This is a genomic window from Mycobacterium bulgaricum (genome assembly GCF_041287165.2).
In the GTDB taxonomy this organism is placed as follows: domain Bacteria; phylum Actinomycetota; class Actinomycetes; order Mycobacteriales; family Mycobacteriaceae; genus Mycobacterium; species Mycobacterium bulgaricum.
In genome coordinates this window covers 164,090-183,958 of record NZ_JBGGKV020000001.1, presented here as the reverse complement: position 1 = coordinate 183,958, position 19,869 = coordinate 164,090, and the positions used below count along the sequence as shown (strand labels likewise).

Annotated in this window: 17 protein-coding genes; 5 read left to right on the top strand and 12 right to left on the bottom strand. The window is 67.2% G+C overall.

Going from position 1 to position 19,869, the window contains the following annotated elements; all coding sequences use genetic code 11:
- Positions 1-45: 45 nt before the first annotated feature.
- The gene (locus ACAG24_RS00885; RefSeq protein WP_370470816.1) at positions 46-249 is read right to left on the bottom strand and encodes a zinc ribbon domain-containing protein; all 204 of its coding nucleotides are present in this window, start codon (positions 247-249) and stop codon (positions 46-48) included.
- A gap of 58 nt (positions 250-307) precedes the next feature.
- On the opposite strand from ACAG24_RS00885, the gene ACAG24_RS00880 reads away from it, so the two are divergent.
- Complete coding sequence (locus tag ACAG24_RS00880) at positions 308-1,504, top strand: YihY/virulence factor BrkB family protein (RefSeq protein ID WP_370470815.1); 1,197 nt, start codon at positions 308-310, stop codon at positions 1,502-1,504.
- A 9-nt stretch (positions 1,505-1,513) separates the two neighbouring features.
- Here ACAG24_RS00880 and ACAG24_RS00875 read toward each other — a convergent pair whose 3' ends face one another.
- Genes ACAG24_RS00875 through ACAG24_RS00855 form a run of 5 tightly spaced genes read right to left on the bottom strand, consistent with a single transcriptional unit; the run spans position 1,514 to position 10,134 of the window.
- Positions 1,514-2,503 carry a glycoside hydrolase family 6 protein gene (locus ACAG24_RS00875; protein ID WP_370470814.1) on the bottom strand — a complete coding sequence of 330 codons (990 nt, stop codon included), beginning with the start codon at positions 2,501-2,503 and terminating at the stop codon, positions 1,514-1,516.
- A gap of 44 nt (positions 2,504-2,547) precedes the next feature.
- The gene (locus ACAG24_RS00870; RefSeq protein WP_370470813.1) at positions 2,548-3,168 is read right to left on the bottom strand and encodes a chemotaxis protein CheB; all 621 of its coding nucleotides are present in this window, start codon (positions 3,166-3,168) and stop codon (positions 2,548-2,550) included.
- 1 nt (position 3,169) lies between these two features.
- Positions 3,170-4,018, bottom strand: a complete 849-nt coding sequence (locus ACAG24_RS00865; protein ID WP_370470812.1) for a CheR family methyltransferase — start codon at positions 4,016-4,018, stop codon at positions 3,170-3,172.
- A gap of 5 nt (positions 4,019-4,023) precedes the next feature.
- Positions 4,024-7,524, bottom strand: coding sequence for a response regulator (locus ACAG24_RS00860; protein WP_370470811.1), 3,501 nt, complete (start codon positions 7,522-7,524; stop codon positions 4,024-4,026).
- 6 nt (positions 7,525-7,530) lie between these two features.
- Entirely contained in the window at positions 7,531-10,134 is a 2,604-nt protein-coding gene (locus tag ACAG24_RS00855; protein ID WP_370470810.1) for a two-component system response regulator, read from the bottom strand.
- A gap of 116 nt (positions 10,135-10,250) precedes the next feature.
- Here ACAG24_RS00855 and ACAG24_RS00850 point away from each other — a divergent pair, with 116 nt between their 5' ends.
- Genes ACAG24_RS00850 through ACAG24_RS00835 form a run of 4 tightly spaced genes read left to right on the top strand, consistent with a single transcriptional unit; the run spans position 10,251 to position 13,406 of the window.
- Positions 10,251-10,697 (top strand): hypothetical protein, encoded by a 447-nt coding sequence (locus ACAG24_RS00850; RefSeq protein ID WP_370470809.1) that lies wholly within the window; start codon positions 10,251-10,253, stop codon positions 10,695-10,697.
- A 30-nt stretch (positions 10,698-10,727) separates the two neighbouring features.
- Entirely contained in the window at positions 10,728-11,150 is a 423-nt protein-coding gene (locus tag ACAG24_RS00845; protein WP_370470808.1) for a nitroreductase family deazaflavin-dependent oxidoreductase, read from the top strand.
- A gap of 39 nt (positions 11,151-11,189) precedes the next feature.
- Positions 11,190-12,221, top strand: coding sequence for a fused (3R)-hydroxyacyl-ACP dehydratase subunits HadA/HadB (locus ACAG24_RS00840; RefSeq protein ID WP_370470807.1), 1,032 nt, complete (start codon positions 11,190-11,192; stop codon positions 12,219-12,221).
- 6 nt (positions 12,222-12,227) lie between these two features.
- Entirely contained in the window at positions 12,228-13,406 is a 1,179-nt protein-coding gene (locus ACAG24_RS00835; RefSeq protein ID WP_370470806.1) for a glycosyltransferase 87 family protein, read from the top strand.
- A 51-nt stretch (positions 13,407-13,457) separates the two neighbouring features.
- Here ACAG24_RS00835 and ACAG24_RS00830 read toward each other — a convergent pair whose 3' ends face one another.
- The 6 genes from ACAG24_RS00830 to ACAG24_RS00805 form a co-directional block, all read right to left on the bottom strand.
- Positions 13,458-14,561 carry a LacI family DNA-binding transcriptional regulator gene (locus ACAG24_RS00830; RefSeq protein ID WP_370470805.1) on the bottom strand — a complete coding sequence of 368 codons (1,104 nt, stop codon included), beginning with the start codon at positions 14,559-14,561 and terminating at the stop codon, positions 13,458-13,460.
- Positions 14,562-14,637: 76 nt separating this feature from the next.
- Positions 14,638-16,170 (bottom strand): phytoene desaturase family protein, encoded by a 1,533-nt coding sequence (locus tag ACAG24_RS00825; protein ID WP_374150753.1) that lies wholly within the window; start codon positions 16,168-16,170, stop codon positions 14,638-14,640.
- A 43-nt stretch (positions 16,171-16,213) separates the two neighbouring features.
- Positions 16,214-18,325 carry a xanthine dehydrogenase family protein molybdopterin-binding subunit gene (locus ACAG24_RS00820; protein WP_370470803.1) on the bottom strand — a complete coding sequence of 704 codons (2,112 nt, stop codon included), beginning with the start codon at positions 18,323-18,325 and terminating at the stop codon, positions 16,214-16,216.
- Positions 18,322-18,795, bottom strand: a complete 474-nt coding sequence (locus tag ACAG24_RS00815; protein ID WP_370470802.1) for a (2Fe-2S)-binding protein — start codon at positions 18,793-18,795, stop codon at positions 18,322-18,324. The genes ACAG24_RS00820 and ACAG24_RS00815 overlap by 4 nt, the downstream gene beginning before the upstream one ends.
- 1 nt (position 18,796) lies before the next feature.
- Positions 18,797-19,435 (bottom strand): carboxymuconolactone decarboxylase family protein, encoded by a 639-nt coding sequence (locus ACAG24_RS00810; protein WP_370470801.1) that lies wholly within the window; start codon positions 19,433-19,435, stop codon positions 18,797-18,799.
- Positions 19,436-19,613: 178 nt separating this feature from the next.
- Entirely contained in the window at positions 19,614-19,850 is a 237-nt protein-coding gene (locus ACAG24_RS00805) for a hypothetical protein (RefSeq protein ID WP_370470800.1), read from the bottom strand.
- Positions 19,851-19,869 lie beyond the last annotated feature (19 nt).

The window sequence follows — 19,869 nt, the reverse complement described above, 5'->3', positions numbered from 1 at the left end:
CGTCATGCGGTCAGCCCCGGCGGCAGCGGTGAGCGTGAAGGACGCTCACACCGCAACGGCGGCGCCGCAGATCCCGCAGACTTCGAGATTGCGTCGCTTCCACCGCGCGACCGGGATGAAGAACACCGTGAACTGTTTGAACTCCCGAAGGCGGATCCACTGCGACGTGTTGTGGCAACGCCCGCAGGCCCTGACCTGGCCGAGCCCCATCTGCTTCTGCTTGGTCCCGTAGCCGAAGAAGAACAACACGCCGCCAGCCTACGGTCACCACGGTTTAGCCCACCTCGCGCCGGGCATGTTCGTCACCATGAACCGTGCTGCGCGATGGCTGGTACCGCTGGGCGCCCTGACCGCCGGGGTGATGCTGGGCCGATCTACGCAGCAACAGCGCCCAGCCGAGCCGGCGGCCGCCGGGAGCCCGTCCGGTCCACCCGATCCTCCCGAACCCGACGCCAATGCGGACACCAGGAACGCACCGGATCCCGAGGATCCGGCCAAGCCCGATTCGCCCGCGGACCTCAGCAAACCGTCCGTGATGTACGTGCTGCGCAAGACCGCGCGCGAGTTCAGCACCGACCAGTGCACAGATCTGGCCGCGGCGCTGACCTACTACGCCGTTCTGTCGCTGTTCCCGGCACTCGTGGTCGTGGTATCGCTCCTCGGTGTCTTCGGGCAGGGGCAACGCACCACCGACGCGGTGCTGCAGATCGTCGAGGACCTCGGCCCGTCGTCAGCCGTGGACACTCTGCGCGCACCCATCCAACAGCTGGTGGAAGCCCCGTCGGCGGGCTTCGCGCTCGCCGCGGGTATCGCGGGCGCGCTGTGGTCGGCGTCCGGGTACATCGGCGCCTTCGGGCGCGCGATGAACCGCATCTACGAAGTCGAGGAGGGCCGCCCGATCTGGAAGCTGCGGCCCCTGCAGCTGCTCCTGACCTTCGTCGGCCTCGTCGCGGCCGCTCTGGTGGCGCTGATGCTCGCAGTCAGCGGGCCGATCGCCGATGCGGTCGGGGACGTCATCGGTCTCGGCGAGCAGGCCCAGCAGGTGTGGAGCATTGCGCGCTGGCCGGTGGTGCTCGTCTTCGTCATCGCTGCGGTCGCCGTCCTCTACCACTCGTCGCCGAACGTGCGGCAGCCGAAGTTCCGCTGGATCAGCATCGGGGCGGGCGTGGCGATCCTGGTCTGGATTCTCGCGTCCGTCGGGTTCGGGTTCTACGTGAGCAATTTCGGTAGCTACAACAAGACCTACGGCGCCCTGGCAGGGGTCATCGTGTTCCTGCTGTGGCTGTGGCTCACCAACGTCGCACTGCTGTTCGGCGCCGAACTGGACGCCGAGCTCGAACGAGGACGGCAGCTTCAGGCGGGAATCGCCGCCGAACGCGACCTGCAGTTGCCCCCACGCGACAGCCGTGTCGCGGAGAAGAATCGGATCAAAGCCGAAGAGGACATCGCCCGCGGGCGCGCGCTGCGCAGATCGCGCGGCCGGGATGACGGAGACGACGGGTGAGCCCCGCCGTCACCAACCGGCGTTGCGCGCCAGGTCGATGGCGTACTGGCTGACGAAGGTGCCCGCACTCGGGGCCCCGCGGCAGGAACCGTCGGACTCGCCCGGACGCTTCACCCACAGGAACGCGTCGACCTGGGGGTTCCCGGTGTCGGTCGTCGGCCGCGCGCCGAGTGCCCGGCCGCTCGGATTGCACCAGTAGAGGTCGTCGCCCTCGACCGGTCCGGCGCCGTTGCGGGAGGTGTCGATGACGAACGGCTTGCCGCCCGTCATACCCGAGACGGCCGCCCCGTAGCCGACCGATTCCTGGGTGGTGAAGAAGTTCGCGGTGTTGAGGCTGAACCCGCGGGCCTTGGCCACACCCACCTGGTTGAGGCGGGCCGCCATGACGTCGGCGGGCACCCATCGGGCGTGACCGCCGTCGACGTACACGGCCGTGCCGGGATTGCGGGTCAGCGCGTCCACGGCGTAGCCGATGAGTTCGAAGCGCTCCTGCTGCTGGCCGGGCGACAGGCAGTCGGCCATGGCCAGGGCATCGGGCTCCAGAATCACCGCCGCGGGGCCTCCGCCGATCGCGGCGGCGACGCCGTCGATCCAGGCGCGGTACGAGTCGGCCGACCCGAACCCGCCTGCCGCGAAGCTCCCGCAGTCACGGTTGGGAATGCCGTACAGCGCGAGGATCGGCATGGTGCCGGCCGCCTGCGCGGTCTGGATGTACTTCGCGTCCACCGCGGGCGTGGACAGGTGGTCCATCCAGTAGGCCGTCGGCGTGTTCACGACCTCCGCCAGCAGCGGGTCGGGGTTGCCCTGCAGCGCGCGCATCCCCTTGGACTGGGGATTGACGTAGAACGGTCGCCCGACCAGCGGGTTCGCGTCCGCGGCCAAGCGCACCGCGGGTGCGGGGCCGGGTTCGGCGGCGACGCCGATGCCCGCGACGACCGCCGCGACCGTCAGAACTGGGGCGAACCACCGTGCGACTGCTCCCGCAGCTGAGGAAAACACCTACCGGAACTTAGTGCGGCTTCGCACCGAATGCCAGTTCGCGCCTACCCTCGTGCGACCTCGGTGAGCCATGTGCCGATGCCGACGGGATCGGCGACGTGATCCGGCGCCGCCGCGCGCAGGGCCGCCTCGACCGCGACGGGGGCCTCGCAGCTGGCCGGATCCTGGAGCACGACGCGGCCACCCGCCGCCTTCACGGCCGCGCAGCCGGCCGCGCCGTCTTCGTTCGCGCAGGACAGCAGGACGGCGACGACCGACTCCCCGAAGTCAGCGGCGCTGAGGAAAGCGACGTCGATCGACGGCCTCGAGTAGGCGACGGGTCCGTCCAGCGTCAGATGTGCGCGCACACCGGGAACGGCCTCGTACGGCGTGATCGGGGAGTGGGGCTCCTCGGAGAGGATGCGGCTGTGCCCCACGAGGAGGTGGTAGCCGCCGGGCGCCACCGTCACCGTCCCCGGCGCACACTCCCACGGGCTGTCGGCGGGCTCGCTGACCGCAAGACTCGTATAGGTCTGCAGGACCTCCGCCAGCGGGGAGTACTCCGGCGGCCGATGCAGCACGACACACACCGCGCTGCCGCGGACGTCCAGCGTCTCCAGGATGCCCTTCATCGCCTTCAACCCGCCGGCGCTGCCCCCGATGACGATCAGGTCAGGGCCTGCCACACTAGCTCCGGCCCTTGACGTGAATGCCCAGCCGCCGGTCCACTGCTGTGAACCACGACCGGCCGTCGGTGGTCAGGCGCTCGCGGGGGCCTATCACGAGATTGCCGAAGGGGGCCAGACTTTCGCGGAACATCAGCTCGACCCGGCGCTGGAGCGTCTCTTCGAAATAGATGAAGACGTTGCGGCACAGGATCAGGTTGAACTCGCCGAAAGTGCTGTCGGTGGCCAGGTTGTGGGAGAAGAACTCGATGCGCGAGCGCAACTCAGGGCTGAGGATGCACCGGTCGTATCTGGCGATGTACCAGTCGGAGAAGGGTCTTTCGCCGCCGCTGGCCTGATAATTGCGTGTTGCCTGGATCATGCCGTCCGCGGGATAGATCGCCGAGGTCGCGGTGCGCAGGGAATCGTTGTCGATGTCCGTCGCGAAGATGGTGGCCCGATTGAGCAGACCCGCCTCGTCCAGCAGGATCGCGATCGAATAGGCCTCCTCCCCCGTCGCGCAACCCGCGACCCAGATGCGGATCCGCGGGTAGGTCGCCAGCCGTGGCAGCAGCTCGGAGCGAATCTTGCTGAACACCATCGGATCCCGGAACATCTCGGTGACGTTGACTGTCATCGTCGACAGAAAGTCGGCCAGCAGGTTCGGGTCCCGCAGCACATGGCCCTGCGCCTCGGAAATCGACGCGAAGCGGTGCTTGTTGACGAAGGCCATCAACCGCCGGTTCCGGGAGGCATCGGTGTAGTGCCGGAAGTCGTAGCCCAGATGCTCGAAGACGGTGTAGAAGAACGCATCCGCCTCGATCAGGGTGAGCTCTCGGGATCGGGGCGCCTCAGACTGCTCAGCGACCATTCCCGTCAGGTTTCTGCTGGATCACGTTGTGGGCGTGGACGTCCCGTGAGCCACACGCGCAACACCGACGTCAGCTGATCCATGTCCACCGGCTTGGTGACATAGTCCGACGCCCCCGCATCGAGGCATTTTTGCCGGTCGCCCTTCATGGCTTTCGCAGTGAGTGCGACGATCGGCAGGTTGCGCCAGCGCGGATCCGCACGAATTCTCCGCATCGCCTCGTAGCCATCCATGACGGGCATCATGATGTCCATCAGAACCAGCCCCACCTCGGGATGTTCGGCCAGGCTGTCGAGGCCGGCCTGCCCGTTGCTGGCCGGCACCACGGTGATGCCGTAGCGCTTCAGCGCACTGCCGAGGGAGAACACATTGCGGACGTCGTCGTCGACGAGCAGGACCGTATTGCCCTCCAGCGACTCGTCCATACGTCGCGGGTTGGACAGGATTTCGCGCGCCGAATCCGGCATCTCCGTGGCCACCCGATGCAGGAACAAGGCGGTCTCGTCCAGGAGCCGCTCAGGCGATTTCGCGTTCTTCAATACGATCGCGGCCGCCAACGCTTCCAGGCGTTCGGTTTCCGCCGAGGTCAGCTCCCGGCCGGTGTGCACGATCACGGGCAGACTCTTCTGCTTGAGCTGCTCCTTGATCTGCTCGATGAGGTCGATGCCGTCGATGTCGGGCAGCCCCAGGTCCAGGACCAGGCAGTCATAGGACGTCGGACCCGACAACTCGGCAAGAACCTGCTCACCGGTGGCGACGGTGGTGATCGCGATGTCGTCGCTTTCGATCATGTGCTTGACGACCTGACGTTGATTCGCGTCGTCCTCGGCGACCAGCACATTGCGCGGTCCCGGTTTCAGGAAGTCCGCGGTCGAGGTGAACATCGAACGCAGCTCGGAGACATCGGCCGGTTTGGCCAGCGTCTGAATGGCCCCCATCCGGCGGCCGCGGCCGTCGTCGTTGGCTCCCGAGACGACGTTCACCGGGATGTGACGGGTGGCGAGATCGTGTTTGAGTACGTCGAGCACCACCCAGCCCGCCATGTCCGGCAGCCCGATGTCCAGTGTGATGGCGGCCGGCTGCCGTTCCTTGGCCAGCGCCAACGCCGTTCGGCCGCTGGCCGTGATGACAGAATCAAAACCGGCTTCGCCGGCGAGTTCGGCGAGCATTCCCGCGAAGGTGGGGTCGTCCTCCACGATGAGCAGCACCGGCTTGGATCCTTGCGGCCAGCCCACCGCCGAGATGTCGACGTCGTCGAGCCGGGCCGCCGAATCCTGTTCGGCGGATACCGGCTCTGACACCGCCTGCGGCGCAGATGTTTTGGTCGGCGCCGGAGGCGCCGGCGCCGCGGCGGCGGTGGCTTCTGTAGCGGATCCGACGGGCAGGTAGCAGGTGAATGTCGAACCCTGGCCGAGTGCGCTGCGGAGCGCGATGTCGCCTCCGAGGTGGCGCGCGAGTTCGCGGCTGATCGCCAGCCCGAGGCCCGTCCCGCCGTACTGCCTGGCCGAGCCGCGGCCCGCCTGCTGGAAGGACTCGAAGATGAGGTTGTGATCCTTCTCGTCGATTCCGATCCCGGTGTCGGCGACGGCCATGGCCAGATATCCCTGGCCCGGGTTGCCCTGCGTGTCAGCCGCTCCCGAGAACGTGACGGTCACCGAACCCTGATCGGTGAACTTGATCGCGTTGGCCACCAGGTTCTTGGCGATCTGCTTGACCCGCGTGTAGTCGCTGGTGAAGTCGCGGGCCGCCGTGTCCTGCACGTCGACCACGAATTCGACGCCCTTGTTGAGTGCGATGGGGCGGAACGTGCGCTCCAGGAAGGTCACCAGCTCGGCGACGCTGATCGGTTCCATCTCGGTGTAGAGCGATCCGGATTCGACCTTCGCCAGATCCAGCACCTCGTCGATGAGGTTCAGCAGGTCCTTTCCCGACTGCTGAATGGTCTCGGCGAATTCCAGTTGTTTGGCGTCGAGGTCCTCGGACTCGGTGAGCAGCCCGGCGAGGATCAGGATGCTGTTGAGCGGGGTCCGCAGTTCGTGCGACATGTTCGCGAGGAAGTCCGACTTGTAGCGGGAGGACACGGCGAGTTCCTCGGCCTTGACCTCGAGCGAACTGCTGATGCGTTGCAATTCGTCGTTCTTCTGCTCCAGCGAGCGTGACTGCGCCTCAAGCCTTTCCGAACTCGCCTTGAGCTCCTCACGCTGCGCGCGAAGCTCCTCGGTGGTCTCCTCCAGTTCCGCGTTCTGCGCCGACAGCATGTCCTCGCGCTGCGTGAGTTGCTCGTTGGCCGCGCGCAACTCCTCCTCCTGCGTCTGCAGCTCCTCGGTCTGTGCTTGCGAAACCCGCAGCAGCTCACGGGTCTTCTGCGCCGACTCGATCGCGCTGATCGCCACCCCGACGCCCAGCGCGATGGCATCGAGGAGTTCGATGTCCTCCTCGGTGAACAGCCGCAGGCTTGCGAGCTCCAGCACGCCGAGGACATCGGACTCGAACTTGATCGGAACCAGGATCAGCGACACCGGCCCCGTCTTTCCGAGGCCCGAGACGATCTCGACGTAATCGCTGGGTGCGCCGGTCACCTCGATCCGGTTACCCTCCAGCGCGCACTGACCGACCAAACCGTCGCCCAGCGCGTACGAGGTGGGCAGGTCTTTGCGGCGGTGGAACGCGTACGACGCCGTCAGCGCGTATCGGCCGACGTCGTCACCGGGCTGTTGCACGTACAGCGCACCGTGCTTGGCTCCGACGGCTTCTGCGGTGCGCGACACGATGATCCCGCAGGCCGCCGTCAGGTCGTCGACGCCCTGCACCTCGGTCATCAGCGCGGCCTGCGTCTCCTTGGATAGGCGCGCTTTCTCGTTCTGCCGTGCCGCCGAAGTCACCGTGCGGACGATGTTGCGACTGGTGAACCAGAGCAGTACGCCGAGCACCAGCACGATCGCACTCGAGAGGAGCCACAGGCTGTTCTTGGTGAACTGGATGGCACTTGCGGCCCGCGCATTCGCGTCGTTGACCGCCCTTTCGGTTTCCTGTTCGATCTGCTGAAGCTGGTTCTCCAGTACCGCTGCCTGCGCCTCGGACGCGCGCTCGGACGCCGAGATGTTCCGCGTTCCCTCGAGGTTCTGGATCTCGCTGCGATAGCCCGACACCATGCTCGACCACGTGGTCAACGCCTGCTGGTACTGCAGCCGACGGTTCGGGTCGGGGTCCTCCCCGGCCTGCGATCGCAGCTCGGTTTCCATCGAGCTTTCCAGGCCGTTCAACTCATCGGTGAGGTCCCTACGCCGGGCCGGGTCCTCGGTGAACAGCAACTCGCCGTAGGTGGCCAGGAAAGTTTGCAGGTCCCGGCCGACGTCGATGGCGGTGGCCTGGGCGTTTCTCGCCGCGGCGCGTTGTTCATAGAGTACGGAGATCCGGTTGATCTGAACCGTATACAGCGCATTCGCCAGGATGATCGCCAGCAGCGCTGATCCACAGACGATGGCCAGTCGGGTGGTGAGCTTCATATCCGCCTAGTTTTCGTTGGCGCCCTGGTCGGCCCCGACCGCCGTCCGGCTGTCGATGTAGGTGGCCAGCTCGGTCGTCTCGATCGGATGGGAGTACAGAAACCCTTGCTGCAGAACGCAGCCCGCATCTCTGAGCCATTCTGCCTGCTGTAGTGACTCGACGCCCTCGGCGATCAGGTCGGCCTGCATGTACGCCGCCACCGCGATCTGGCCGCGCACGAGCCGCTGGACTCGCTCGTCGTCCTCGACCCTCGCGACGAAGGAGCGGTCGATCTTGAGCCAATCGACGGGAACGTGCATCAGGTTGGTCATGCTGGCGTGCTCGACCCCGAAATCGTCCATCGCCAAACTGAAGCCGTAGTCACGGGCCCCGCGTAACGCCTTGTGAGCAGGGGCGGGGTCCCGGGTGAACGCCCGCTCGGTGAGTTCGAGGCAGACGCTGCCGGGAGCGACTTTCGTGTCCTGCTGCACGCTGATCAGGTGCTCGAGGAAGCCCTCGTCGAGCACCTGGTCCGGGGACACGTTCACGTGCAACCTGAGATCGGGCCTGCCTAGGGCGACGTAATCTTCGAAGCTGCGGGCCAAGATCCAACGCCCCAGCGCACCCGCCTGCCCTGAATCCTCGGCCAGCGCAATGATTTCGGCTGCGGGGATCTCCCTGCCCCCGGCGCGCCACCGGATCAGGGCCTCGAGACCGAACAGCGCGCCCGTCGCGGAGTTCACGATCGGCTGGTACACCATGCGGAAATCCGAGCGTGCGATGGCGTCGACGACCTCGGCGCGCAGGTAGGCCTTCCCCTCCTGCCGCGACCCGATCTGGTCGGTGTAGGGGACACAGACATCGAGCCGGTTCTTCTTCGCCTCGAACATGGCCATGTCGGCCTGCGTCAGCAGTTCCTCGGGGCTGTGGGCGGTCACGCCGAGACACGCGATGCCCATGCTCAGCGACGGGTACAGCGTCACGTTCCTGCACGCGACGGGTCGTGCCTGCACCCGGTCCAGGATCCGATTCCCCTCTGCCACTGCAGCATCCACCGAGGCCACGTCTTCGAACACGACGATGAACTCGTCGCCGCCGACCCGGCACACCAGCGTGTCGTCATCCACCGCGGAGCGCAACCGGGTCGCCACCTCCAGGAGCAGTTCGTCACCCGTGTCGTGGCCGTAGGTGTCGTTGACGCCCTTGAACTGGTTGACGTCCATGTACAGCAGCGCGGTGAGTTTCGAGCCGGTGTCCCGCTGGCCGGAGAGAACGGCGAGCCTGTCGTTGAGCTGTCGCCGGTTGGCGAGGTCGGTGAGCGGGTCGTGGCTGGCGAGGTGCCTGATCTCGGTCTGGGCGCGTTTGATCTCCGTGAGGTCATGGACCACGACGGCCACATGCAGATCGCCGGCATCGCCGATCGGCGACAGCGTGATCATCACGTCGACGGGGTGGTCGTCGCGGCCGGCGAGCGTCATCTCCAGCGAGACCTCCTGGCGCGTCGCCATGGTGGTGTCGAGCTGCTCCTTCAACCGTTCCCTGTCCTGTGCGACGGCCAGGTCCACGATGGACTTGCCCATCAGGGCGTCGCGATCCGCGCTGAACAGAGCAGTGGCGGCCTTGTTGCAGCTGCGGATGGCCCCCGACATGTCGACGGCCAGGATGGCGTCACCGGTGGCCTGCATGACGGCGGCGTACTCGGCCTGGACCCGGTACAGCGAGGCGTTGGAGATGGCCAGCGCGGCTCCCACCGATGCCCCGCGGAACAGGGCGCCTTCGGCCTCGGTGAACGCCGGCCCGCCCGCCCGGCCAACGCAGACGACGCCCACGAGCTGGCCCCGGGCCGTCAACTGCTCGACCATGACGGCGTCCTGCGGTTGAGGGCCCGGCGCGAGGTCGGCGAGCGGTTCGGCAAGCAATGCCTGCAGCAGGTCGGATGCCTCGCCGGAGCCCTCGTGCGAGAACGACTCGTGAAATCCGTTGTCGGCGGTGGGCACCCGCAGCACGCATTCCGCGTCGAACATCTGGCTGAGCTCGGCGACGATCGTTCTCTCCAACGACGGCAGGTCGATGCTGGCGGCGGTGAAGACGTTGCCCAGCTTCTCCCGTCGCCGCGTGAACGCGAGCTCTTCGCGCTGCCGGATCTCCGCGGCACGAGCGGCCATCAGCTGCTCCTCGTGGAGCTTGGCTGCCGCCGCGCGCAGCCGAGCAAACGACCGATCGAGCTCGAGCAGAGCCTTGACCTTGGCCAGGAACACCTGCCGCGACACGGGCTTCATCAGGAAATCCACGGCACCGAGGTCATAGCCGCGGCCCAGGTCGCCAGCCTCGGCCTGCCCCGTGAGGAAGATGATCGGCGTGGAGGCCAGCTCTTCGACGTCGCGGATGAGCTGCGCCGTTTCGAAGCCGTCCATGCCGGGCATGTTGATGTCGAGCACGATGACGGCGACCTTGCGCTGCAACAGGGCGGTGAGCGCTTCTTCGCCGGATGCGGCCTGGGCGATCTCGCAGTTCAACGGTGTCAGCACGGTGCACAGCAGGTCGCGCAGTCGTGCGTCATCGTCGACGACCAGGACCACCTGCCGATCGTCGGCTACGCTGCCCTCCCCGGGAGCGTCTTCCGTCAGCACAGGACCCCTCAACCCCTCCGTGTCCCGTCCGCTAAGGCGGATTGACCGCGTAGGACAGCATAGTTGGGTCGTCTGCATTCGTCAGCAAACTGGCTCAGGTAAGGAGAGGCTTGCTCGTGACGGCTGGACGCAGCGTGACGCACGAGAATTTGGGCGCCTGGGTGATCAAGTGCAACCCCCAGAAAACACCGCTGGCGCCGATGGTCGCCGCCGGCGAGGCGAAGCGATCCTGGTGCGTCGCCGACAACTACCGGAGCGGTCTCATGCAGCCCGGTCAGCGTGCCCTGTTCTGGGTGTCGGCCCACCGGCGCCGGGGATTCTGGGGCGCGGGCATTATCACCGGGGTCGCCACGCGTGAGGACGGCCGACTGCATGTTCCCGTGGAGATTCCGCTGTTCGGGGCGCCGCTGACCGCAGCGGAGCTGTCGACCGTTCCGGAGCTCGCGACGCTGGAGCTGTTCAGATCGCCGCAGCAGGCCAACCCTTCGTGGGTAAGTAAGAGGGAAGTGCGCATTCTCGACCGGCTGTTGGACGTGCACTGGAATAGGGCGACGCCGCGATGACGTTGGAGGCAACGTCGAGTTGGAGGAATGATGAGCGAGCAAGCAGAACTGAGTCCCACCGATTGGGTCCGCGAACAGACCCAGCGCATCCTCGAACAAGGCACGACCGACGGGGTCGAGGTTCTCGACCGGCCGATCGTCCTGTTCACCACCACGGGCGCACAGTCGGGCAAGAAGCGCTACGTGCCCCTGATGCGTGTCGAGGAGAACGGGCGCTATGCGATGGTCGCGTCCAAGGGCGGTGACCCCAAGCATCCCAGCTGGTACTTCAACGTCAAAGCGAACCCGGCGGTGACCGTCCAGGACGGTGACAAGGTCATCGAAGGCGTCGCACGCGAAATAGAGGGCGACGAGCGGGCCCACTGGTGGGAACTCGCCGTCGCCGCGTATCCGCCGTACGCCGAGTACCAGACCAAGACGGACAGGCAGATCCCCGTCTTCATCGTCGAGTAGTTTTCGGCGCGCGGGCTTCGGCCCGTACTGTGCTGGTTCATGACTGCACCAGCAGACGCCTCACCGCTCGAAGCACGGGTCGGCCACTACTACCAGATGGACGGCACCTACCTCGTCGGCCGGGAGAAGGTGCGCGAATACGCGCGCGCCGTGCAGGATTACCACCCCGCGCACTGGGATGTCGCCGCCGCCGCGGAGCTCGGTTACCCGGACGTCGTCGCGCCGCTGACGTTCACCTCTGCGCCGGGCATGCAGTGCAACCGGCGCATGTTCGAAGAGATCGTGGTCGGTTACGACACGTATCTGCAGACCGAGGAGGTCTTCGAGCAGCACCGCCCGATCGTCGCCGGCGACGAGCTGCTCATCGACGTCGAGCTGACCTCGGTCCGGCGGACCGCGGGCAGGGACTTCATCACCGTCACCAACACCTTCACCGACACCGGTGGTGAGCGCGTGCACACGCTGCACACCACCGTCGTCGGCGTGACCGCGGACGACATCGATGCCGGCGTCAAGATCGCCGTCCAGAACGCGATGATGCACGACATGAACATCCTGGACATCGGGGGATCCGACGCCGAGTACCAGAAGACCGTGCGCCCCGAGGGCGAGACCCGCATCTCCGAGGGCGGCGTGACACGCACTCCGGGGAGCCGGTCGTTCGACGAGGTGAAGGTCGGCGACGAGCTGGCCGTCCACCACACCAGGCTGTCCCGCGGTGACCTGGTGAACTACGCGGGCGTGGCGGGCGACGCGAACCCGATCCACTGGGACGAGGACATCGCGAAGCTGGCCGGGCTGCCCGACGTGATCGCCCACGGCATGCTCACCATGGGTCTGGGAGCCGGCTTCGCATCGGCGTGGTCGGGTGACCCCGGCGCCGTCACCCGGTACACGATCCGGCTCTCGCAGCCGGCCATCGTGTCGGCCAAGGAGGGCGCGGACATCGAGTACAGCGGCAAGATCAAGTCGCTGGACCCCGAGACCCGCTCCGGTGTCGTCCTGATCGGAGCCAAGTCGGGCGGCAAGAAGATCTTCGGGCTCGCGTCCCTGAACATTCGCTTCCGCTGATTGGCCGTGAGCAGGCCTGCGCTCGCGATCCTGGTCGCGTGGGCGACGTTGTCGGTGGTGCTTGCGTTGACCACGATCAACCCCACCGCGAACTGGGGTCTGTTCGACGGCGGCGTCGACCTCGACGTGTATCGCAAGGGCGCCTGGCATGTGCTGTCCGGGCTGCCGCTGTACGAGACGCCGGTCGACCAGAAGCTCTTTTACACCTACACACCGTTCTCCGCGGTCGTGTTCGTCCCGCTCGACATGCTGCCGATCGTGGCCGACCGGCATTACTGGATGGCGGTCAACCTCGTGGTGCTGACCGCGGTGGTCGTCCAGAGCTGGCGGTTGCTCGGCTACCGCCCGGACAGGCGGGTGGCAGGCGTCTCGGTGCTGATCGCGCTGGGGTGTGTGTTCCTTGAGCCGGTCCGCACGTCGTTGTTCTTCGGACAGATCAATCTCGTCCTTATGCTGCTCGTCCTCTCGGACGCGGTGGGCATCCGGCGCAGTCGTCTGGCTGGTATCGGCACCGGCATCGCGGCGGGCATCAAACTCACGCCCGCCTATTTCGTCCTGTACTTCCTCGCGCTGCGGCAGTGGCGCACGGCCGCGGTTGCCGTCGCATCGCTGGCATCCACCGTCGGCCTGGGATGGCTTCTGCTGCCTGATGATTCGCGACGGTACTGGACGGGCACCTTCGTCGACTCCGAACGCGTCGGCGAGCGGCTGGGGCATCCGTCGAACCAATCTCTGCGCGGCGCGATGGCCCGGCTCATCGGCGGCGAACCACCCGTCTGGCTCTGGCTGATGATCGCGGCAGCGGTTGCGGCGGTCAGCCTTTGGGTTGCGGTGCGGTTGTACCGCAGTGGTGAGCGTCTGCTGTCGGTGACGCTGGTCGGCCTGTCGGCAGCTGTGGTGTCGCCGTTTTCGTGGACACATCACTTCGTGTGGGTGGTGCCGCTGTTCGTGTGGCTGGTCGACCGTGCGCTGCGGTCGTGGCGCTGGTGGCTGGTCCCGGCCGCGCTGTTCGTCACACTCGGGGCGTGGCCGCACTGGTATCCCCGCCTGAAGGACCCGCGGGTCGGCTTCTACCTGTTCCCGAACGACCATCCGCTGGAGGACGTCCAGGTCAACATGTACCTGTGCCTGTATGCCGCGCTGCTCATCGCCGCCGGGGTGCTCGCCGTGCGCTCTCGGCGTTGACCGTCCGGCCTTCGCCGGCGCGGTACGGTGCGGTGCGGTGGCCCCCGGGGATCAGCTCTCGGGTACGGGGCCGGTCGACGACCGCACCGACAGCGTCAGCGGCAGCAGCAGGGATCGCGGATGCCGGTCGGGATCGTTGAGGACTTCCAGGAGCAACCGGGCGGCCTCGGCCCCGATGTCGTACTGCGGAATACGCACGCTCGTCATGGGCGGCGACACCTTGTCCATGAACGGCATGTCGTTGAACCCGACGACGCTCACGTCGTGTGGGCAGCGAAGGCCCCGCTCGGACAGCGCGTCGTACACGCCGAGGGCGAGCAGGTCGTTGCCGGCCAGCACGGCGGTGAACTCCGGGCCGGAATCCAGGAGCGCCCGCATGGCTTTCGCGCCCGCCTCCTCGCTCCATTCCTCGCAGATGACCGAGCGACCCTTTTCGGACGGCAGGTGCAGGTCCTCCAGGTTGGACATGAATGCGCGGCGCCGGTTCACGCCGGTCGACAGATCCTGAGGACCGGCGAGATGCACGATCTTGGTGTGACCCAGCTCGACGAGGTGCTGCATCGCCATCGCCACCCCGGCTGCGTCGTCCGAGGTGACCGACGGAATGTCGGCCGATGCACTGCGGCGGTTGACGAGCACCATCGGTGTGGATGCCGCCGCGAGCTCGTCGAGCAGCGGGTGCTTGAGATGGGCGGTGGCGAACACGAATCCCTCGACGTTGCGCTGCCGGAACGAATCGACCGCGGCCTTCTCCACGTCGGGCCGGTTGTCGGTGTTGACGATCCAGGCGCTGTAGCCGACCGAGCGCAGCACATCCTCCACCCCGCGCACGATCGGCGGGAAGAGCGGATTGGTCAGGTCCGGGATCACCAGTCCGATGGTCGCCGAACGAGATGTTTTGAGACTGCGCGCAATCGGATTGGGTGAGTAGCCCATCTCGGCCGCGATCTTCTTGATCCTGGCGGCTGTCTCCGCGTTGACCAGGCTCACGGTCTGCTCGTTGAGGGCGCGCGACGCGGTCGCCGGATGGACACCCGCCATCACTGCAACCTCACGAAGCGTCGCCCTCTGCACTTTTACCCCCTCCGCTGCAATCGCCTGCAGCCGTCGTCCCATGATGAAGTCCTCGAAGATTACGTGCAATAAAACCGTCATCCGCGTAGGACACGGAGGCCGAAGCGGTGCCGAGCTGCAGGAACGTGCTGGTGGATGCGGGGGGCCACGTCCGTGCCTAGGGGCTGGACATCGTCGTGGGCACGCCGAGGTCCGCGAGGACCGTGCGTGCGGTGTTGCGCCCCGGCCGCCCGGAGACCGAACCTCCGGGGTGGGAGGTCGACCCGGTGAGATAGAGGCCGGGAACATCGGTGCGGTAATCCGTCCAGCCCGGGATGAAAGTGCCGTCGTCGAGCGCGAACTCGCCGCCATGACAGGACCCGCCGACATTCGAGAGGTTGTGCGCGGCCAGTGAGGTGGGGGACTCCGGCCGAATGGCGAGGATGTCAGCGTCGTCGATTCCGTCGATGTGTCGGCGTGCGAGGTTCAGCAACACGTGCGCGTAGGCGCTGGCGTCGGACTCCGACCAAGGCCTGCCGTCGCGCAGCATGGGCGCCGCCGTGAGGAACTTGAACGTGCCTCCCGGCGCGCGCCGGGGGTCGACGGCCGTCGAGGACATGATCAGCAGCCATGGGTCGTCGGTCTCCAGCCGCCCTTGCCGAATGCCTGCGACCTGGCGGAGCAGCCCGTGCGGGGTGCCGAGGCCTCCGGCCGCCGACGTGAACGGGCCGGCCGCAGATCGATAGCGGGCATCAGCGCGCAGCGCGAAATGCACTGCGAACAACGGGATTCCGGGTCGCCAACAGCGTGCGGCCTCATGGGCGACACGAGACGGCGTCTCCAGCATGCCACCGAGTTCGCGCAGGTGGCTCCCCGCGACGACGGCGCGGGTGGCGCGGAACTCGCGTCCGTCGGCGGTGCGCACTCCGACGCAACGTCCCTCCTCGACGGTGTAGGAGCGCACCCACGCCGACGTGTGGACCGTGCCGCCGTGATCGGTGATATGGGCAGACAGCGCATTCGGCAGTACTCCCGAGCCGCCGACAGGGGTGGTCCATCCGTAGGCCAGGCGCCCGGCCATGATCGCAGCGGGCAGCGCACCGGTACCGGGACGCTCCGGCGGCTGGATGGTGGCAAAAGCCATCCACGCCATCACCTGCCGTGGAACCGGGTGGCTGAAAGTCGAATCGATCACGTCCCACGCGCTGCGCCTGCGCAGCTCCTCGTAGCTGTGCGACCACGGCGTATCCGGTAGCGGCAGTCCCGCCGACAGGTGTGCGTGCGCCGTCCTCTGGCCGGAGTTCCATTGGTCGATCATCGTGATGAGCGCATCCGCGTCGGCCTGGGAGAAGCGGGCGAATTCGGCAGCCGTCTTGTCGAGATCCGGGTGGACCTTCAGGAGGTCGCCGCCGGCAAGCGGGAACACCACTGCGGGATCGGTGACGATGTACTGCAGTCCGTAGCGGGACACCAGCCCCAGTTCGTCGTCGCGGATCAGTGGATTGGACTGCAGCACCACGTGCGCCGTCGAGCACGAGTCGTGTTGCCAACCGGGGAGAGTGAGTTCTTCGGTCACGGTGTTGCCGCCGAGCACCGCGCGCCCTTCGAGGACGGTGACCGACAGCCCCGCCTCGGCGAGGTACGCCGCACACACCAATGGGTTGTGACCACCGCCCACGACGATGACATCGCTGCTATCCGATTTCGGCACAACCACTTTCGCCCTCCCTCGGGACTGCCTTTTTGCGCACGGCTCAGGCGAGAGCGTCGATCGCCGCAACGATGTTCTCGGGCGTGAAGGGCAGGGTGTAGACCCGCACGCCCAGCGCTGCGGCCAGCGCGTTGCCGATCGCCGCCGTGACCGGACCCTGTGTCGCCTCCCCTGCGCCGAGTGGGGGTTCGTCACGGCGATCCAGCACGTGAACGTCCACGGCCGGAACTTGGCTGAACCGCAGAATCGGGTAGGACTCCCAGTCGGTGCTGGTGACCGAATGCCGGTCGAAGCGAACCTGTTCGAGCAGCGACCAGCTCGCCGCCTGGATGGCGCCGCCCTCGAGCTGGTTGCGTACCCCGTCGGCGTTCACCACCCGTCCGACGTCGGCCACGATGGTCAGCCGTGAGACGTACAGCTGGTCGGTCGCCGCGACGTCGGCCACGACCGCGCAGTAGGAGCCTCGATTCTTGTAGCGGCAGAACGCGATTCCGCGACCATGCCCGTCCGGAACCGCGCCGGGCCAGCCTGCGATGTCGGCGACCGTGGTGAGCACTTCGCGGGCGCGCGGGTCGGAGAGGTTCGCGAGCCTTAGCTCCAGCGGATCGCGCCCGGCGGCGAGGGCCAACTCGTCGATGACGGATTCGGTGGCGAACGTATTGAGATGGCTGCCCAGTGAGCGCAGCGACGACGTCCGGACCGGCATGGTCAGCAGCCTGTGCACGGTCACGTCGAGGCGGGCGATGTCGTAGTACGGTTCGGCGTTGCGCGCTGATCCGTGCCCGCGTGCGGCAGGCGGATCAACCGCAGGGGGAAGCATGTCGGCTCCCGCGCGGCGGGCCTCGGCCAGCAGGGTGTTGGCGGGGGCGTACCCCGGGCGTCCGGTGTGGCCGTTCGTCCACAGCTCGTAGGACCAGTCGGTGATCGTCCCGCCGTCGTCGACGCTCGCCCTCACGTCGGCGACCATGGCGGGACCGAATGGCTCCCAAGCGAATTCGTCGGCCCGGCTCCACTGCACCCGCACAGGCGTTCCCGGAAGCATCGTCGCCAGCAGCGCGGCGTCCATCGCGACATCGTCTGCGGCGTTGTGGCCGTAGCTACCCGGGCCCTCGACGTGCTGGACCACGACCTCGTCGACGGCGAGATCGAGGGCGGCCGCGATGGCGCGTCCCAACGAGAACACGCCCTGGCTGTGGCTCCACACGTGCAGCCGACCGCCCTCGAAGACGGCAATGGCACAACTCGGGCCGATCGACGCGTGCGCAAGAAAAGGCCGGACGAAGGTGCCCTCCACGACGACGGATCCCCCGTCCGGGAGGGCGCCGTCGCTGCGGATCCGGTGGGTATGGGCTTTCGCCGTCCGTAACCATCGCGGCAGATCGTCCACGTCGGGCAGCTCGATTCCGGCCGACCATGTCGCGGTGGTGGCCAGCGTCGCGGCGGCGCTCGTGGCCTGCCCTTCTCGCCGCGCGACCACCGCCACGAAGTCGCCGTCGCAGATGACGGTCTCCACGCCGGGCATCGCGGAGACGTCGTCGAGCGCCGCGCGGCGGAGATGGGCTCCGATGCGCGGTGGGTGGACCACACGGGCGTGCACCATGCCCGGGAACTCGAGATCGTGGATGAATCGCGCGCGTCCGAACACCTTGTCGGGCAGGTCGACACGGGCGAGGTCTTTCGACGTTGGGGCGGCCAGCTCGACCTCCAGCGAGGGATCGCCGACCTGAACATGGAGGTCGACATCGCCGGCCAGGTCGGCGTAGGAACCGATCCGGGAACCGTCGGGGGTCACGAAAACCCCTGATGCCAAACGGACGTCGTCGATATCGAGTCCCGCCTTCTGCGCGGCGGCACGCCGGTACAACTCGCGGGCCTCCGCGCACACCCGCCGGACCGCGGCCCCCGAGAACGCGATCGACAGACTGCCCGCGGTGAGCCCCTCATCCGGTGACTCCGCGGTATTCGTCGCGTCCGCCCTGACCGTCTCGGGAGCGACGTCGAGCTCATGCGCTGCGATCTGGGTCAGCGCCGTCAGGATCCCCTGGCCGATCTCGACCTTCCCGGCGCGCAGCACGACGGTGCCGTCGTCGGTGACGGTGAGCCACGTGGAGATCCACGGATTGGCGACGAGCGAGGGGGGCAGCTCTGCCGTCATCCCCCGGCCTCCGGCGCCGTACCCGCGGCGGCGAGCACCGCGTCGACGAATCGGGCGTGTGTTCCGCAGCGGCACAGGTTGCGGTCCAGGGCCGCCGACACCTCGGCCCGGGTCGGCCGGGGGTTCTCGCGTAGCAGCGCGGTGGCGCTGACGATCATGCCTGCGATGCAGTACCCGCACTGACCGGCCTGCAGTTCCAGGAAGGCCGACTGGACCGCTGTGGGGGCGTCGGGGCGTCCCAGCCCCGCCGGCGTCCGGACCTCACCGTGGACGTACTCGACGGGGGTGTCGCACGCCGGCGTGGGGTGCCCGTCGATCAGCACGAAGCACGCACCGCACTGACCGAGCCCGCAGCCGAATTTCGGTGACTTGTCGCCGATGTCGTTGCGCAGCACCTCGAGCAGGGACGTGCCGGTGGGAACGTCGACGTCGTAGTCGCGACCGTTGACGTTCAGCCGGAACGTCGTCATCTCAGGCGTGGCTCTGCGCTGCCCAGTAGTCGGGGCCGGCCTTGCTCGCCGCGAGTTCGTCGGCCGTGGTGAAGCCCGGCGCCATCGATGCGGAAGTGCCTGCCATGTACTGGTGGTGGTCGATGCCGAGTAACCGGATCCAGCTCTGCTGGCCGAACGTCAGCGAGATGAAGCATCCGAGCTCGACGAGCTCCTCTTCGGAGAAGTGGCCGTGGAGGCGTTCCCACAGCCCGTCGAGGTCCTGATTCCCCCACGCGATCGACTCGGCGTAGGCCAAGGCCGCCTTCTGGCGGGCGTCGTAGAGGTCCGAGGTCTCGAAGTTCAGCAGCTGGTCGTACTGCTGCTCCTGCAGGCCCGCCGTGGTGGCCTTCTCCGAACGCTGATTTCCACAGAACTCGCACTTGACCGTGCGGGAGATGTAGACGCGGCAGAGGTCTTTGATCGCGTGGTCGACGACGCCGTTGTGGAACTGGGCCTTCCAGCTGTCCGCGAACGCCCAGAAGGCCGCAGGCGAATGCGCGCGCACGGCGGAACTTTCCGGCCGGGGTGTCCCGTGCTCGGCGCAACGCTCCATCTCGTGCTTCATACGCTCGTCCATCTGCTCGAACGGTACGTAGCTGATGTGCGGGGAATGGCTCATGACGCTCTCCCTTGCGAGGTATGCAATCGATTGCTGCCTCAGTATGTGCGCGCCCGGTTCACCCGGTCAAGGGTCGGGCGTCAGCGCCGGATGCCCGGGTACGAAAAAGCCGCAGCCGGGGAACCGACGTCGTGGTCGGCTGCCCGGCTGCGGCAGTGAGTTGCGTGTACGAGAACGGTCAGTTGCGGACCGAGGTATCCACCTTCGGAACCTTCACCCGGGGGTAGAGCTGGTTCAGCCACGGATTGTTGCTGTCGTCCCCGGGGCCGTACTGGGGCCACCCGAAGCCGCTGCCGTTGCCGTTCCCGTTACCGCCGAAGGTCCATCCGGGCTGGGCCTGCGCGGGACCGGCGAAGCCGATGACCGCTGCCGAAAGCGCGCTTGCCGCAATGCCGATGAGTCCGATCTTCTTCATCGATCTCGCCTCTTTCCCT